Annotated in this window: 14 protein-coding genes; 8 read left to right on the top strand and 6 right to left on the bottom strand. The window is 60.8% G+C overall.

The window, feature by feature from the left end:
* Positions 1 to 2: 2 nt before the first annotated feature.
* Positions 3 to 512 carry a type VI secretion system contractile sheath small subunit gene (tssB, locus tag GIW79_RS09895; RefSeq protein WP_054898526.1) on the bottom strand — a complete coding sequence of 170 codons (510 nt, stop codon included), beginning with the start codon at positions 510 to 512 and terminating at the stop codon, positions 3 to 5.
* A gap of 25 nt (positions 513 to 537) precedes the next feature.
* Entirely contained in the window at positions 538 to 2,079 is a 1,542-nt protein-coding gene (gene tssA, locus GIW79_RS09900; protein ID WP_236454444.1) for a type VI secretion system protein TssA, read from the bottom strand.
* Between the two features lie 468 nt (positions 2,080 to 2,547).
* On the opposite strand from tssA, the gene GIW79_RS09905 reads away from it, so the two are divergent.
* Both GIW79_RS09905 and GIW79_RS09910 read left to right on the top strand, forming a co-directional pair.
* A complete protein-coding gene (locus tag GIW79_RS09905; RefSeq protein WP_034126109.1) occupies positions 2,548 to 3,066 on the top strand; it encodes an Hcp family type VI secretion system effector in 519 nt (172 codons plus the stop codon).
* Positions 3,067 to 3,300: 234 nt separating this feature from the next.
* On the top strand, positions 3,301 to 3,789 hold the full coding sequence (locus GIW79_RS09910; RefSeq protein ID WP_236454447.1) for an HIT family protein: 489 nt from the start codon (positions 3,301 to 3,303) through the stop codon (positions 3,787 to 3,789).
* On the opposite strand, the gene GIW79_RS09915 is transcribed toward GIW79_RS09910, so the two are convergent.
* Positions 3,773 to 4,255 (bottom strand): GNAT family N-acetyltransferase, encoded by a 483-nt coding sequence (locus tag GIW79_RS09915; protein ID WP_236454450.1) that lies wholly within the window; start codon positions 4,253 to 4,255, stop codon positions 3,773 to 3,775. The genes GIW79_RS09910 and GIW79_RS09915 overlap by 17 nt on opposite strands.
* 176 nt (positions 4,256 to 4,431) lie before the next feature.
* Between GIW79_RS09915 and GIW79_RS09920 the strand changes: the two genes are divergently transcribed.
* Entirely contained in the window at positions 4,432 to 4,767 is a 336-nt protein-coding gene (locus tag GIW79_RS09920; RefSeq protein WP_044273082.1) for a hypothetical protein, read from the top strand.
* On the opposite strand, the gene GIW79_RS09925 is transcribed toward GIW79_RS09920, so the two are convergent.
* The gene (locus tag GIW79_RS09925; protein ID WP_096144289.1) at positions 4,757 to 6,370 is read right to left on the bottom strand and encodes an ATP-binding response regulator; all 1,614 of its coding nucleotides are present in this window, start codon (positions 6,368 to 6,370) and stop codon (positions 4,757 to 4,759) included. The two genes, GIW79_RS09920 and GIW79_RS09925, sit on opposite strands and share 11 nt — an antisense overlap.
* Before the next feature lie 182 nt (positions 6,371 to 6,552).
* On the opposite strand from GIW79_RS09925, the gene GIW79_RS09930 reads away from it, so the two are divergent.
* From GIW79_RS09930 to argE, 5 genes are all read left to right on the top strand, one after another.
* Positions 6,553 to 7,155 (top strand): LuxR C-terminal-related transcriptional regulator, encoded by a 603-nt coding sequence (locus GIW79_RS09930; RefSeq protein ID WP_054898522.1) that lies wholly within the window; start codon positions 6,553 to 6,555, stop codon positions 7,153 to 7,155.
* A gap of 189 nt (positions 7,156 to 7,344) precedes the next feature.
* Positions 7,345 to 8,676, top strand: a complete 1,332-nt coding sequence (locus GIW79_RS09935) for a flavin-containing monooxygenase (protein WP_371264156.1) — start codon at positions 7,345 to 7,347, stop codon at positions 8,674 to 8,676.
* Positions 8,677 to 8,699: 23 nt separating this feature from the next.
* Positions 8,700 to 9,110: a RidA family protein gene (locus GIW79_RS09940; RefSeq protein ID WP_014718154.1), complete on the top strand. Its 411-nt coding sequence runs from the start codon at positions 8,700 to 8,702 to the stop codon at positions 9,108 to 9,110.
* Between the two features lie 11 nt (positions 9,111 to 9,121).
* On the top strand, positions 9,122 to 9,799 hold the full coding sequence (locus GIW79_RS09945; protein WP_054898520.1) for a DUF1028 domain-containing protein: 678 nt from the start codon (positions 9,122 to 9,124) through the stop codon (positions 9,797 to 9,799).
* Positions 9,796 to 10,938 carry an acetylornithine deacetylase gene (gene argE, locus GIW79_RS09950; protein WP_054917132.1) on the top strand — a complete coding sequence of 381 codons (1,143 nt, stop codon included), beginning with the start codon at positions 9,796 to 9,798 and terminating at the stop codon, positions 10,936 to 10,938. The genes GIW79_RS09945 and argE overlap by 4 nt, the downstream gene beginning before the upstream one ends.
* Before the next feature lie 115 nt (positions 10,939 to 11,053).
* On the opposite strand, the gene uvrA is transcribed toward argE, so the two are convergent.
* Positions 11,054 to 13,573 carry an excinuclease ABC subunit UvrA gene (uvrA, locus tag GIW79_RS09955; protein ID WP_236454453.1) on the bottom strand — a complete coding sequence of 840 codons (2,520 nt, stop codon included), beginning with the start codon at positions 13,571 to 13,573 and terminating at the stop codon, positions 11,054 to 11,056.
* The gene (locus GIW79_RS09960) at positions 13,570 to 15,282 is read right to left on the bottom strand and encodes an ATP-binding protein (RefSeq protein WP_054917134.1); all 1,713 of its coding nucleotides are present in this window, start codon (positions 15,280 to 15,282) and stop codon (positions 13,570 to 13,572) included. Before GIW79_RS09960 ends, uvrA begins: the two co-directional genes overlap by 4 nt.
* Positions 15,283 to 15,345 lie beyond the last annotated feature (63 nt).

Genomic DNA, 15,345 nt, shown 5'->3' on the forward strand with positions numbered 1-15,345 from the left:
CTTTACTGAAACGGCAATGCTTGAGGGCTGTCCAGCCCCAGTTCGGCCAGGACTCGAGCGCGGGAGTCGTCATTGGCCAATGCCTGCTCGATAGCCTTGCGAAAGTTCGGCGTGTTCCCCAGCGGCCCCTTGAGCGCCACCAGGGCTTCACGCAATGCCATCAGCTTTTGCAACGCCGGGATCTGCTCGACCAGGTTTGCGGGGTTGAAGTCCCTCATGACGTTGATCTGCACCTGGATCGGCAACTCCTCCACATCAGCGGTATCCTGCAGGCGATTGGGTACGCTCAGCGTCAGGCTCAAGGCTTGCTTGGCCAACACCTCGTCAAAGGTGTGCTTGTCGATACCGATGGGCTTGCGATCCTCGAGTTTGCGATGGTCCGCACGCTGGGAAAAATCTCCCAGCACCAGCAGCTTCAACGGCAGCTCGACTTCTTCCTGGGCCCCACCGACAGCGGGTTTGAAAGTAATATTGATACGTTCCTTGGGGGCTACCGAACCGTCTTTGGCCATGGTGCTTTTCCTTTTTGATGAGGCGCTATTCAAGTACTGCTTCAAGATCGAAATGGCACAACCTGCGATGCAGTGCGTCTTTGCAGTCGCATATGGGCTGGGTTTGTGGCAACAGCTCATAGCAGCGGTACAGAAGCTTGCCGACTTGCAAGGTCAGCGCCGGCTCCCAACTTTCCAGACCTGTGCGCTGTAATTGAAGGTCGAGTTCTTCCAGCTGAAGCCTGGCCAGCTCATGCTTGCCAGCCGCCACGCACAACCTGGCCAGCGCCAGGCGCCAATGAAAGCGCGCTCGATCACCGCACGCCGCCTGCAGCCCTTGCTTGAGTACGGCCACTGCTGCCTTGAGGCCGTCCTTTCGCAGGCAAGGCATCACCGCTTGCAATGTGGTCTCCCAGGGCTGCGTGTGACTGTCGGCGACAACATGGGAGGGCTCGGGCTTGTGCACGTGACGCATCACATGCAGCGCGATCCACTCACCTGTCGCAGGGTCGGCAAAGGGGGTGCCGTCGTTGAACCGATATTCAGGCAGGTGCGGCAGGCGCTGCAGCAGCAGAGCCAAATGCATCTCCAGTTCAGTCATGGCCAGGTTTGCATGCAAGGCGTCCAGGCACTCCCAGACCATGCGCAAACCATCCAACCAGAACAACGCACCCGCCAGGCTTACCTCAAGCTCAGGCAACAGATCGGCGTGATGGCCTTGGCTGAGACGCTCTTGATAGCGCTTGCGCTTGTCCGCGACCAACGGGCGCAACGCCGTTACTCGCTCACTGTTGGCGTCGGGATAATTGACGAGCATCAACCACGCCAAGGTTCGACCCAGGCGCAAGGCACGCAGGTCGGTTGCGTCCTGGCGCAACCACCAGGCACATAACGGGCGGGCCTGCTCCTGTAAAGTGCGCAGCAGTCTGTGCGCGTCTTTTTCGTTATTGATCGGTTGCCCGGGACTCAGCAACTGGGTCGTCTGCTTGACCTGGGCGATGACGGTCGCTACACCGCCAGGTTCGGATACACCCTGCGCCAAGCGCTCCGACAATTGCCGGCGAATCGGCAGCAGCAAAGGTGCATCGCTTCCAAGTTGTTCGCCCCATAGCTGGTCGAGACATGCCAGGTGTTCCAACAGGGCCTGGAATAAAGGCCGTTGATCGCTGAGCGACGGGTTGAGTGCAAACGCTTGCTCAAGGCGCGACACCAGCCAGCCAAACGCCGCAGCACGGGTTCGTAGCTTGCCAGGGTAAACCTGCTCCCAATGGAGTTCACACAGGTCACGCAGCAAACCGAGACCGGCCAGCAATCCGGCAAATGAATCACGTTGATACAGGGCCCAGACCAACCAGACGGCGACGCGTAGATCCTTGGAGTGATCACGCAGCAAATGCTCGCTGATTTCGCTGACCTTCTGCCAATCCGGCTGGCCCGCAACATGGATAGACTGGGCTTTGCCAAGCTCGGCCTCCAGCGCTTCAAACTCGCTCGAAAAACGCACGTCACTACCAACAAAACTGCTTGAGCAACATGCTGTCCGTGCAAGCTTGCGGTAATGAACATAAAGTTCTTCTGAATAAGCCATTTTGAGTTGCACACATCCGTCCGAGGTAAATAGGAGGACTTAACGCCATTGTCGAAACGCCCTTGAACTTCCATTAAAAACTCATCGAAGTGAGTGAACCTTAGCCACGACAAAAACAATCAGCAAGTAACGGAACGGAACTTAAGAAACGTCCTACACACCCAACAAATAAAGGAATGCGCAACTATTTGCGCACCTCTTCATCGAAAAATCCACGCTTTATCTCCGACAGCCGCGCATTTACAACTTATAGGGCATGAGCAACTAAGTGCGCGCAGGCGTGAAACTAATTGCGCTGAAATCCACCTACCGCTCGACAATAAGCTCTCAACAAACGAACACAGAGCCGCCTTGGTCTTTATTTCATTGGTTTTCATACTTTCAGGCACGCTTCTTGTTATAGGCCTCTGCCCCTTCAGCGCTTTTGCTGTTCGGCAATACCTACTCAATCAGGCAAGGAAACCCGTCATGCCAACACCCGCGTATCTCTCCATCACCGGTGTCAAACAAGGTTTGATTACGGCAGGCACATTTACTCAGGACTCGGTAGGCAGCATTTATCAGGAAGGTCATGAGGACCAGATACTGGTACAAGCATTTGCTCACCAGGTGATCATTCCTCGCGACCCGCAATCCGGCCAGCCAACCGGTCAGCGCGTGCACAAACCGCTGATGATCAGCAAGGTTTTCGATAAATCCTCACCCTTGCTGTTCAGCGCCCTGACTACCGGCGAAGAAGTGTCCTGCCGGCTGGAATGGCTGCGCAACTCTTCTTCCGGGACCCTGGAGCACTACTTCACCATTGAACTGGAAGGCGCGACCATCGTGGACATCCAATCGCGCATGCCCAACTGCCAGGACCCCGACAACGCCCACTTCACCCATCTGGAGGACGTGCACTTCAGCTATCGCAAGATCATCTGGACTCACGAGGTCGCCGGGACGTCCGGTTCGGACGACTGGCGCAGTCCAGTGGCCGGCGGCTAAGCAGGGCGATAGGGCCCCGCTAACGAGGTGCCGAGTAGTGGGGCAAGAGCGTTTTGCTTGATTTGCCGCTTTTGCAAAGTGAGCCGCCGCCATTGCGGAACCCTAGGTGGCCGTTACCTGCATAACGGATATGTACGCGGTCTGATCTGACATCTGGTCGGCTATCAGGCCGCCTTCGCGAGCAAGCCCGCAGTTTTGTTATCCTGGCGCTCCCGCCCACACGGACGCGCGCGTATGCACATCGACCCGGCCTTCATCCTTCACCAGACCGAGCACTGGCAGCTCAACCACCACCTAGCGTCGAAGCTGCCGGGCTACCTGATGCTTGGCGCCAAGGTACCGGTTGACTCCCTCGCTGACATGCCAGAAGCCGCACTGGCCGAAATGGGCGGTTTGCTCGCCAACATCCAACGAGTGATGCAAGCCCAGCTCCAGCCGAAGTGGCTATATATCAGCCGCTACGGACATATGCCGGGTTTCCCGCTGCACTTTCACTTCATTCCTGTCTATGACTGGGTGGAGCGAGCGTTCTGGCAGGACGAACGCTACCGCTCGCTGTACGCTTTCGGTACGCCACCCCTCGAACCCCTGACCGATGGCGCTGAACTGACCCTGTTTGTATGGCGAGAGTTTGGCGAGAGCCTAACCCCGCCGCAGGTTCAAGGGCCAGGGGTGGCGCAGGTGATCGAGCAATTGCGCGCTGCATTCAAGCGGGGCTCATAACCCGCAGCCGCTTCACCATCGGCACACACGCCAGCACCAACCCGGACGGAGAGCGATACACCGCTTGCTCATCGCCTACATACCCGCACGCTCTATAAAAACTTACCGCATTCAAGGTCGCATCCAGCACAACCTGTTCAATCGCTTGCTGGCGTGCCACGCATTCCAGATGAGCAAGCATTGCCTTGCCAAGGCCTTGCCCCATGTAAGCGGGCAATACAAACAAGGCCCCTATTTCACCGTCGGCAAGATCGAGCATACCGGTGGCGACAGGCTCGTCATTCAGCCAGCCCATGTAGAACTGTTTTTCCATCAACACGCTGTAGCCATCGCTGGCGTGACCTCGGGTCCAGAGCGCCATTTGCTCAGCGCTGTAGGCGCCAACGCATTGACCGCGAATGGCCTCGCGTCGAATTTCGAACGCACGCTCGGCGTCATCCGGCGTGGCACGTTTTATCTCCAGCATCGTAAACTCCTTCCATGACCTCAAACTGCCACTAGCCCATTTGTGCTAATCGACCCCACCCCACGGCGGCGCTATATTCCGCGGCACTTCCAACGTTCTCATCCACACCGCGCACTCAGTGCGCGCGGGTTCTTTGCGCGTTGGAAAAACCAAAACAACCCCAAGGAAGAAGCACCATGAAACTCCACTCCCCTGTCACTCGTCTTGCCCTGCTGGGCGCCTTGATCATCGGCGTCGCCGGTTGCAGCAATATCAAGCCCACCGAAGATCATCTCAAGAAGCTTTCGGAAACCAATCTGGGCGAGCCGGTAAAACGTATTTCCAATGTGCGCAGCGACTCCATGACCACCTACTACGTCGCTAACACAGCCTCCGGCGAGTACAACTGCTCCGTGCCCAGCGGTGCGAGCGGCGGCGCGTTCGCGATTGCCAGCTTCGGCCTGATGAAGCCCGCGGCCTACTGCATGCCCAAGGGCGCCAAAGGCAATGGGTTGACGCCGTTCATGCAGTAATTTTTTCCTGACTGAGCTCACGCAGGGTGCCGCGCAGCTCCGCAGGGCGTACCGGTTTGGAGAGGATAGCGATCTGCCGATCATGCAACGCGGCCTGGATTTTCTCCACATCGTGCCCGGTGAGGATCAGCGCTGGCACCGCCCAGCCGCGTTGTTCGCGTAGCTGGTCGATGCATTCAATGCCGGTGGCATGGTTGCCCAGATCGTAGTCGGCAACGATGATGTCGCAGTCGCTGACCAAGCCCTGCCCCGTGGACTCGGCCTGCACCTCGCACCCCCAGCGCTCGAGCAAAGCTTGGGTGGCGAGCAGCACGTTGTAGTCATCCTCCACCAGGCACACTTTCAGACCGCTGAGCAGACCGGCCTGGCGAGCATCGTCACGCACTGCCGGTCGACGCGGCGCGGTGGCCAGGGCCAGGCCATGCAGACTCACTGAGGTGCCATGGCCCACCCGCGAACGCAGACTCACCTGCAACCCCATCAACTGCCCCAGGCGCTTGACGATGGACAGCCCAAGGCCCACGCCTTCAACGTCCTTGTCACGCAGTTGGCGCACGCGATAAAACTCTTCGAATACCTTTGACAGATGCTCCCTGGCAATGCCCCGCCCCTGGTCGTGCACCTCCACCACCAAGCCGTTATCGCGAACACGCACACCGATCAGCACTGGTCGTTGCGCGCCGTATTTGAAGCAATTGGAAAGCAGGTTCTGCACCATCGTTGCCAACATGGCCGGGTCGACCAGCACCCAGTGAGCGCCGGCGCGCAAGCGCAACTGCACTCCAGCCCAGCGCGCAGCCTCGGCGTTCTGGCGCACCAGGTCGGCGAGAAAGTCACCCAGGTGAATCACTTGGTATTTGGGCAACAGGCGTCCGTTGTCGAGGGTGTAAAGGTCGAGAATCGAACGAAACAATTGCGACACGTTAAGCAAAGAGCGGTCGATATTGTCCACCAGGCGCTGTTCGTCCTCCCCCAAGCGGGCTTCGCGCAAGCAGGCGGTGAACAGGCCGATGGAGTGGATCGGCTGGCGCAGGTCATGGCTGGCCTGGGCAAGAAAGCGCGACTTTTCCAGGTTGGCGGCGATGGCTTGCTCGGAAGCCTTGCGTGTGCGCTCCAACAGGATATGGGCGTACACCGGGATCACTGTGCTGGTGATCATCAGCATCAGCATCATGAAGGGTTGCGCCTGCCACAGCGGCGTGAGTTGGTACACGATCAACAGCGCCAGCAACGCCAGCCCCGTCGCGATTGCCAGGTAGCGCGAACCGTAGCGCATGCCGTTGCCCAGGTTCACCCAGACCATCACCGCATACAGCGGCAATGCCGCCTCACCGCCCATCACCAGGCCGAACGAAGTGCCCGTGTAGTCGTGGATCATGCCGAAGATCCGCCGCGCCGGATAATGCCCAGGCCAGCGTGCGATCACCTGGCGCAACACGATGGATGCCAGCAGGAACAGCAAGATATACAGGATCACCGGCAGATAGGTGTCCAACGACTGCCCAGGCAAAAAGCCCAGCACGCCGATGTAAACGATAGCGATGCTGGCCACCACGATGCGCAGATTAGCCTGATCGAGTTCGGAGTTAGTCTCGGGGCTCATCGTCATATCCTTGACCTATCATCTGTAGGAGCGAGCTTGCTCGCGAAAAAACGTCGGCGACAACGCGTTTTACCTGGAAGTACGTGGTGCCTGGGCGTGCTTCGCGAGCAAGCTCGCTCCTGCGCCGACAGTAAATAAAGTAGCATGCCTCGACACAACCTGGCCCCAGGAAGGAGCTCACCATGACCGGCCGGATCATCATCGCCGACGACCACCCCATGTTTCGCGAAGGCATGGCGCGCACCGTGCAACGCTTGCTGCCCGACGCCCAGGTGCAAGAGGCCGGCGACCTGGCCACGGTGAATACGTTGCTGCGCGAGGCGGGCGAGGTCGATACCCTGATCCTCGATTTGCGCTTTCCCGGCCTGACCTGCATCAGCCAACTGGCCGAAATGCGCCAGCAACTGCGACGCACCACCTTGGTGGTGGTGTCGATGGTCGACGACCCTGCGCTGATCGAACAAGTCATGGCCTTGGGCGTCGACGGTTTTATCGGCAAGAACATCGCCCCGGATGAGATCGGCCAGGCGCTGCTGGCGATACGCGCCGGCGAAGTGCTGGTCAAGTTCGCGCCGTCGGGCCTGCTGCCGCTGGACACTCATACCCTTACCACCCGCCAGCAGGAAGTGTTGCGCCTGATTGCCCAGGGCAAGACCAACAAGGAAATCGCCAAGGCCCTGGATATCTCGCCGTTTACCGTGCGCATTCATGTGTCGTCCCTGCTGCGCAGTCTGAAGGTACCGTCGCGGGCGGCGGCGGCGGTGAAGTACTCCGGAGAGCTCTAAGCTGTTTGTAGGAGCGAGCTTACTCGCGAGAAAACCACAGGCGCCGCGTTGACTCAGAAAACACGCGTTAGCGTTGACGTTTTTCGCGAGCAAGCTAGCTCCTACAGCCCCCTCTGCATCCGATATTTATGCTCAATTCCCAACTTAATAATATTTTATTAATCACCGCCCGCCCCCTAACTTGACGTCATGCCCAAGCTGAATCCAACTGCATTACGCAAGGACAGACACATGACTCAAGCAATAACAAAAATAGACACGCTGGTGGTGGGCGCAGGTCAGGCTGGCGTGGCCATGAGCGAGCATTTGAGCAAGCAAGGCGTGCCGCACCTGGTGCTGGAGCGCAGCCGTATCGCCGAACGCTGGCGCACCGGGCGCTGGGACTCGTTGGTCGCCAACGGCCCGGCCTGGCATGACCGCTTCCCCGGTCTGGAATTCGACGACGTCCCTGCCGATGGCTTCGCGCCAAAAGAGCGTGTCGCCGATTACTTTGAAGCCTACGCACGCAAATTCAATGCGCCGATCCGCACTGGCGTGGACGTGACGTCAGTGGTACGTAACATCGGCCGCCCCGGCTTCACCGTGCACACCAGTGAAGGTGTGATCGAAGCCAACCGCGTGGTCGCCGCCACCGGGCCATTCCAGAAGCCCGTGATTCCAGGCATAGCGCCGACAGGCACGGCTCTGCACCAGATCCATTCCGCCGACTATCGCAACCCTGGGCAACTGCCGGCGGGCGCCGTATTAGTGGTGGGCGCCGGTTCTTCCGGCGTACAAATCGCCGATGAACTGCAGCGCGCCGGTCGCCAGGTCTACCTGTCGGTAGGCGCCCATGACCGCCCGCCCCGCGCCTATCGCAACCGGGATTTCTGCTGGTGGCTGGGGGTTTTGGGCGAGTGGGACCAGGCGGCGATGAAACCTGGCCGTGAACACGTGACCATTGCTGTGAGCGGCGCCCACGGCGGCAAGACCATCGACTTCCGTGAACTGGCCCAGCAAGGCATGACCCTGGTTGGCCTGACCCAAGCCTTCGACGGCACAGTGGCGACGTTCCAACCCAACCTGGTGGAAAACCTGGCACGCGGGGATGAGAACTACCTGGCCCTGCTGGACGCGGCCGACGCGTATGTCGAACGCAATGGTCTCGACCTGCCCCAGGAGCCCGAAGCACGTCGCGTGTTTCCCGACGCTGAATGCATCAAGCAGCCAATCCTGACGCTGGACCTGGCCGAAGCGGGCATCACCTCGATCATCTGGGCCACCGGGTTTGTCGTGGACTACAGCTGGCTACAGGTGGACGCTTTCGACGCCGCCGGCAAGCCGCAACACCAACGTGGTGTATCCAGCGAAGCCGGCATCTACTTCCTCGGTTTGCCATGGCAATCGCGGCGTGGCTCGTCGTTTATCTGGGGGGTGTGGCACGACGCCAAATACGTAGCCGACCATATCGCTATCCAGCGTCAGTACCTCGAGTACCGCGAAGCTGCGCCGGTTGCCCGCCAGACCCCTGTCAGCGCCTGATCACTTTTTCCTGGAGTTTTTTGATGCCTACTCACACTCGCATCCGCATGTTCAACACCAAAGAAACCTATCCCAACCAGAGCCTGGATAACGACCTGTGCCAGGCCGTGCGCGCCGGCAACACCGTGTATGTACGCGGCCAGGTGGGCACTGATTTCGATGGCAACCTGGTGGGCCTCGGCGACCCTCGGGCCCAGGCCGAACAGGCGATGAAAAACGTCAAGCAACTGCTCGAAGAAGCCGGCAGCGACCTCAGCCACATCGTCAAAACCACCACCTACTTGATCGACCCACGCTACCGCGAGCCGGTGTATCAGGAAGTGGGCAAGTGGCTCAAGGGCGTATTCCCGATTTCCACCGGGCTGGTGGTCTCGGCCCTGGGCCAGCCGCAGTGGCTGATGGAAATCGATGTGATCGCGGTTATCCCAGAGTAAGGAGGCTAGCCATGACCTTTTCAATCGTTGGCCGCTGCGCGGAAACCGGCCAGTTGGGCGTTGCCATCAGCTCATCAAGTATCGCCGTAGGCGCTCGCTGCCCATGGCTGCGGCCCGGCGTGGGCGCGGTATCGACCCAGAACATCACCTTGCCGGCCCTCGGCCCAGACGTGCTCGACGGGCTGGAACAGGGCCTGGCCCCAGACGATGCCGTGGACAAAGCACTCACCCGCAACGGCTACAGTCAGTATCGGCAACTGACGGCGATTGACCACCTGGGCCGCAGCGTGCATTTCAGCGGCAGCCAGACCCTGGGTACCCATCACGCGGTATCGGGCGAGCAATGCGTGGCGGCGGGCAACATGCTCGCCGACCGTGAAGTCATCACCGCGATGGTCTCGGCCTTTGAACAGGGCGAAGGCCAGCTCGCAGACCGGTTGCTGGCAGCGATGCATGCCGCCATCGCCGCCGGTGGCGAAGCCGGCCCGGTGCATTCCGCCGCGCTGGTGGTGGTGGGCGAGTTGACTTGGCCGATCATCAACTTGCGCGTGGATTGGGCCGACGAAGCGCCGATTGGCGAATTGCAAAAACTCTGGGACGCCTACCGCCCACAGGTACAGGACTATATCGATCGCGCCCTCGCCCCCGACCGCTCCCCCGGCTACGGCGTGGCCGGAGACGAGCGATGAGCCGCAGCCGCGACCTGCTGGAAACGCTGGTGGGCTTCGACACCACCAGCCGTGAGTCCAACCTTCAGTTGATCGAGTTTGTGCGCGATTACCTGGCCGGGTTTGGTATCGCCAGCGAGTTGGTCTACAACGCGCAACGCACCAAGGCCAACCTGTTTGCCAGCGTCGGCCCGGTTGAGCTGCCAGGTATCGTGCTGTCGGGGCATACCGACGTGGTGCCAGTGGATGGGCAACCCTGGACCCTGCCGCCGTTCACGTTGACCGAGCGTGACGGCAAGCTGTTCGGGCGCGGCACCGCCGACATGAAGGGGTATATCGCGTGCGTACTGGCGTTGGTACCCGCACTGGTCAAAACGCCGTTGCGCCTGCCGGTGCATATCGCCCTGTCCTACGATGAAGAAGTCGGATGCCTGGGCGTACGCTCATTGCTCGCTGTTTTGGAACAGCGTCCGGTGAAACCCATGCTGTGCATCATCGGCGAACCGACCGAACTCAAACCGGTGTTGGGTCATAAGGGCAAGTTGGCGATGCGCTGCGACATACAGGGTCAAGCATGTCATTCGGCGTATGCGCCCTCGGGGGTGAATGCGATCGAACATGCCGCCGATCTGATCTGCGAACTCGGGCGCATCGGCCAGCGCTTGCGTTCGCACCAGGACCCACGTTTCAACCCACCTTTCAGCACGGTACAGACCGGCCTGATCAGTGGTGGCAAGGCATTGAACATCGTCCCGGCCGATTGTCGCTTTGACTTTGAAGTACGCGCCCTGCCCGCCTCGGACCCCGCTGAAGTCGCTCAAGAACTGCAAGCGTACGCCATGCAGCAAGTACTGCCGCGTATGCAGGCGGTCAGCAAGCAGAGCTCCATTCGGTTCACAGAGCTGTCGGCCTACCCGGGGCTGGTCACGGATGAACACAGCCAGGCGGCGCAGCTGATTGCGGCGTTTTGCGGCTCGCAAGCGTTCGGCACCGTAGCGTTTGGCACCGAAGGCGGGCTGTTTGATGCGGCGGGCATTCCCACCGTGGTATGCGGGCCTGGGAGCATGGAGCAGGGGCATAAGCCGGATGAGTTTGTGAGCGTAGCGCAGTTGGCGGGATGTGATGCCATGTTGGGGCGCATGCTGGACTCGATCCGCTGAGCCAAACACTGCTTCCACAGACAATGCAAATGGATCGTGTTGGATCAGGCAGATAGGGGTCGGCTGGGGGCCATCATCGCAGGCAAGCCAGCTCCCACAAAAGGCCAGCCTCCAGTCAGACCAGCTCCCGAGCAAGAAACGGCGCAGTCCGGCTGGTCTTGCTCTTGGCCACTTTCTGCGGCGCCCCACACGCCACGACTCTCCCGCCCAAGTCCCCTGCTCCCGGCCCGATATCAATCACCCAGTCACTTTGGGCCACCACGCGCATTTCATGCTCCACCACAACCACCGTATGCCCCGCATCCACCAGCTGGTTCAGTTGGCTGAGCAAACGATCGACATCCCTGGGGTGCAACCCGGTGGTCGGCTCGTCCAGCACATACAAGGTGGCGCCCCGGGCATTGCGTTGCAACTCGGTAGCGAGCTTGATGCGCTGTGCCTCACCGCCCGACAACTCGGTGGCCGGCTGCCCGAGGCGCAGATAACCCAGGCCGATATCGCGCAGCACGACTAACGAACGCAGGATGCCCGGCTGCTCGGCAAACACCTGCACCGCTTGCTCCACCGTCAACCCCAGCACCTGGGCGATGTTCAAGCCCTGCCATTTGATCGCCAGGGTGTCGGGGTTATAGCGCGCGCCATGACAGGTCGGGCATGGCGCGTACACGCTGGGCATGAACAGCAATTCAACGCTGACAAAACCTTCACCCTCACAGTTCGGGCAACGGCCCTTGGCGACGTTGAAGGAGAACTGCCCGGCATCGTAATTGCGTTTCTTGGCCGCTGGCGTGGCGGCAAACAGTTTGCGCACGTTGTCGAACAGCCCGGTGTAGGTCGCCAGGTTGGAACGCGGCGTGCGGCCGATGGGCTTCTGGTCCACCTGCACCAGGCGCTGAATGTGCTCGAGCCCGGCGCTGATGCGCCCGCCACTGGCTTGCGGTGCAGCATCTTCCAGGCTCGGTTCGTCGTCGCTTTCCAGCACACGCCCCAGGCCCGTGCCCACCAATTCCAGCAGCGCCTGGCTGACCAGGCTGGATTTGCCCGAGCCGGAAATCCCCGTCACCGCGGTGAAACAGCCCAGCGGGAAATCCACGTTCAAATCTTTCAGGTTATTTCGCGTCACGCCTTTGAGCTTCAGCCAACCGGCCGGCTCGCGGCTTGGCGCATTGGCCGGGCGAGGTGAGGCAAACAGGTATTCGCGGGTCTGCGAGGCCTCGACATCCGCCAACCCTGCGGGCGGCCCGCTGTACAGCACTTGCCCGCCATGTTCGCCGGCAGCCGGGCCCACGTCGATCAGCCAGTCGGCGCGGCGCATGGTTTCCAGGTCATGTTCCACCACAAACAGCGAATTGCCCGCGGCCTTCAAACGATCAAGCGCGGTGAACAATGCTTCGCCATCCGCCGGGTGCAGGCCCGCCGAAGGCTCATCGAGCACATAAATAACACCGAACAACTGCGAGCCCAATTGGGTAGCCAGGCGCAGACGCTGCAGTTCCCCGGACGACAGGGTCGGCGTGCTGCGCTCCAGGGACAGATAGCCCAGGCCCAGTTCGATCAAGGTGTTGACCCGTTCGAGCAGGTCCTGGGCGATGCGCTGGGCCGCCAGGCGTTTTTCCACCGACAGCTTCATCGTGTCGTGCCCCGCGGCCACCGGCTGCAGCAACTCGGCCAATTGCGCCAGGGACAATTGCGACAGCTCACCGATATCCACCCCGGCAAACTTCACCGACAACGCCGCCTGGTTCAGGCGTTTGCCCTCGCACAATGGGCAAGCACTGCCTTGCATGAACTGCGATACACGCTTTTTCATCAGCGCGCTTTGGGTGTGGGCGAAGGTGTGCAGGATATAGCGCCGAGCGCCGCTGAAGGTGCCTTGGTAACTGGGCTCCAACTTGCGTTTCAACGCCTCGCGGGTCTGCTGCGGGGTGAAGCCGGCGTACACCGGTACGGTGGGGGTTTCTTCGGTGAACAGGATCCAGTCGCGCTGCTTTTTCGGCAGCTCGCGCCACGGGATGTCCACGTCATAACCCAGGGTCACGAGGATGTCGCGCAGGTTCTGGCCCTGCCACGCCAACGGCCAGGACGCCACTGCACGCTGGCGGATGGTCAAGGACGGATCGGGCACCATCAGCGCTTCGGTCACTTCATACACGCGGCCCAGGCCGTGGCATTGCGGGCACGCGCCCTGGGGCAGGTTCGGCGAGAAGTCCTCGGCATACAACATGGCCTGCCCTTTCGGATAGCGGCCGGCGCGGGAATAGAGCATGCGGATCAAGCTCGACAAGGTGGTGACACTGCCCACCGACGAGCGCGCACTGGGTGTACCCCGTTGCTGTTGCAGGGCCACGGCAGGCGGCAAGCCTTCGATGCTGTCTACGTCCGGCACGCCGACCTGGTCGATCAAGCGCCGCGCATAGGGCGCCACCGATTCGAAATAGCGGCGCTGGGCCTCCGCGTACACCGTGGAAAACGCCAGGGACGATTTGCCGGAGCCAGACACGCCGGTAAACACCACCAGGGCGTCCCGGGGAATATCCACATCGACATTGCGCAAATTATGTTCACGGGCGCCACGCACCCTGACAAAGCCGGTTTGCCGGGCGGTGAGCGGTGGGATGTTGCGCTGTGAAGTCATGGGCAACCTTGTCTTGCGCTTAGCACCCTGCGCACGCGTTGGGTCAGGGCATCGGGACTGTAGGGTTTGCTCAGCAGGTGGATATCGGCGCTGAGCAGATGATTGGAAGACAGAATGTCGCGGGTGTGGCCAGAGGTAAACAGCACCGGCACCGGCGGGTTCTGCGCGCGGGCCCAGGTGGCCAGGTCGGTGCTCTTGACCCGACCCGGCATCACCACATCGGTGAAGATCAGGTCCGGCGACACGCCGCGCTGCAACACTTGCATCGCGCGGTCGCCATCCTCGGCGGTCAGTACGGTATAACCCGACTGCTGCAGCAACTCGACCACCGTCAGGCGCACGCCTTCGTTGTCCTCGACCACCAGGATGGTTTCCTGGCCGCCGCCTTGCAGGTCCGCATCACTGTAGTCGTCGAGGCATTCAGGCTCCAGGCAGTGGGGGAAATACATCTGCACCACCGAGCCCTTGCCCTCCTCGCTCCACATGTCCACGTGCCCGCCACTTTGGCGCACAAAACCGAACACCATGCTCAACCCCAGGCCGGTGCCGTGGCCTTCGCGCTTGGTGGTAAAGAAGGGTTCGAATGCGCGCTTGAGGGTCGCCTCGGACATGCCCACGCCGGTGTCGGCCACTGCCAGGCGCACGTATTCGCCGGGCTTGATGCTTTTACCGATGCAATCGTCCGGGTTGAGGATGACGTTTTCCCCGGTGATACGAATCACACCCTCGCCTTGCATGGCATCGCGGGCGTTGATCGCCAGGTTGAGCAGCGCGTTTTCCAGCTGGTTGCGGTCGACATTGATGCACCAGGAGTCCTGGGGCAGTTGCACGTCGATATGGATGGTTTCCCCCAACGCCCGTTGCAACAGCTCGCCCAGGCCGGCGTAGATGCGCTGCGGGTTGTACACCGCCGGAGACAAGGGCTGGCGACGGGCAAAGGCCAGCAGTTGCGACGACAGCTTGGCCCCTCGCTCCACGGCGGCGATGGCCGCGGTGACGCGACGTTGCACCTGACAATTGTCCGGCTCATGCCGGGCGAGCAAATGCAGGTTGCCGGCGATCACTTGCAGCAGGTTATTGAAGTCATGGGCCACGCCACCGGTCAGGCCGCCAATCGCTTCCAGCTTCTGTGACTGGCGCAACTGGTCTTCTGCGGCAGACCGCGCCTGCACTTCAGCGGCTACGCGTTGCTCCAGATTATGGGTGAGCTCCTGGCGCACCCGCTCGGACTTCACCAGTTCAGTGGTTTCCACCACAATCGCCAGCACCCCGGCCGGCTGTTGGTTGTCCCCGGCCACGGGGCTGTAATAGAGGTCCAGCCATACGCTTTCCGGTTGGCCGTGACGCGATAACACCAGCTCCTTGTTATTGAACGACAAGGTACCGCCCGCCAGGCACGTATCCACCACATGCCGATTGAACTCGGCCACCTCCGGCCAGCCCAGTTCGACCGGAGTGCCCAAGAGGTAGGGATGGCGCCCGCCGGCAAATACCGAATAGCTGTCGTTGTAGATCATGTACCCCGCCCGCCCCCACAGCATCACCATCGGCACGGGTGAGGCGAGCATCATTTGCACGGTGCAAGCCAGGCTCGTGGACCACTGATCCAAGGGGCCAAGGTCGGTACTTGACCAGTCAAACGTGCGAATCCGCTGGGCCATTTCGCCGGCCCAGCCTTCACAGCCATGGGGGTTGGATAAAAATTGCATGATTGGGCTCTGTGCAGGGACAAGACAGTCGCAAGTTTTGGAGCGCGCCAGCGGTGGATGGTT

The organism is Pseudomonas sp. PA-7-1E (assembly GCF_021605325.1).
Taxonomy (GTDB): domain Bacteria; phylum Pseudomonadota; class Gammaproteobacteria; order Pseudomonadales; family Pseudomonadaceae; genus Aquipseudomonas; species Aquipseudomonas fluorescens_BV.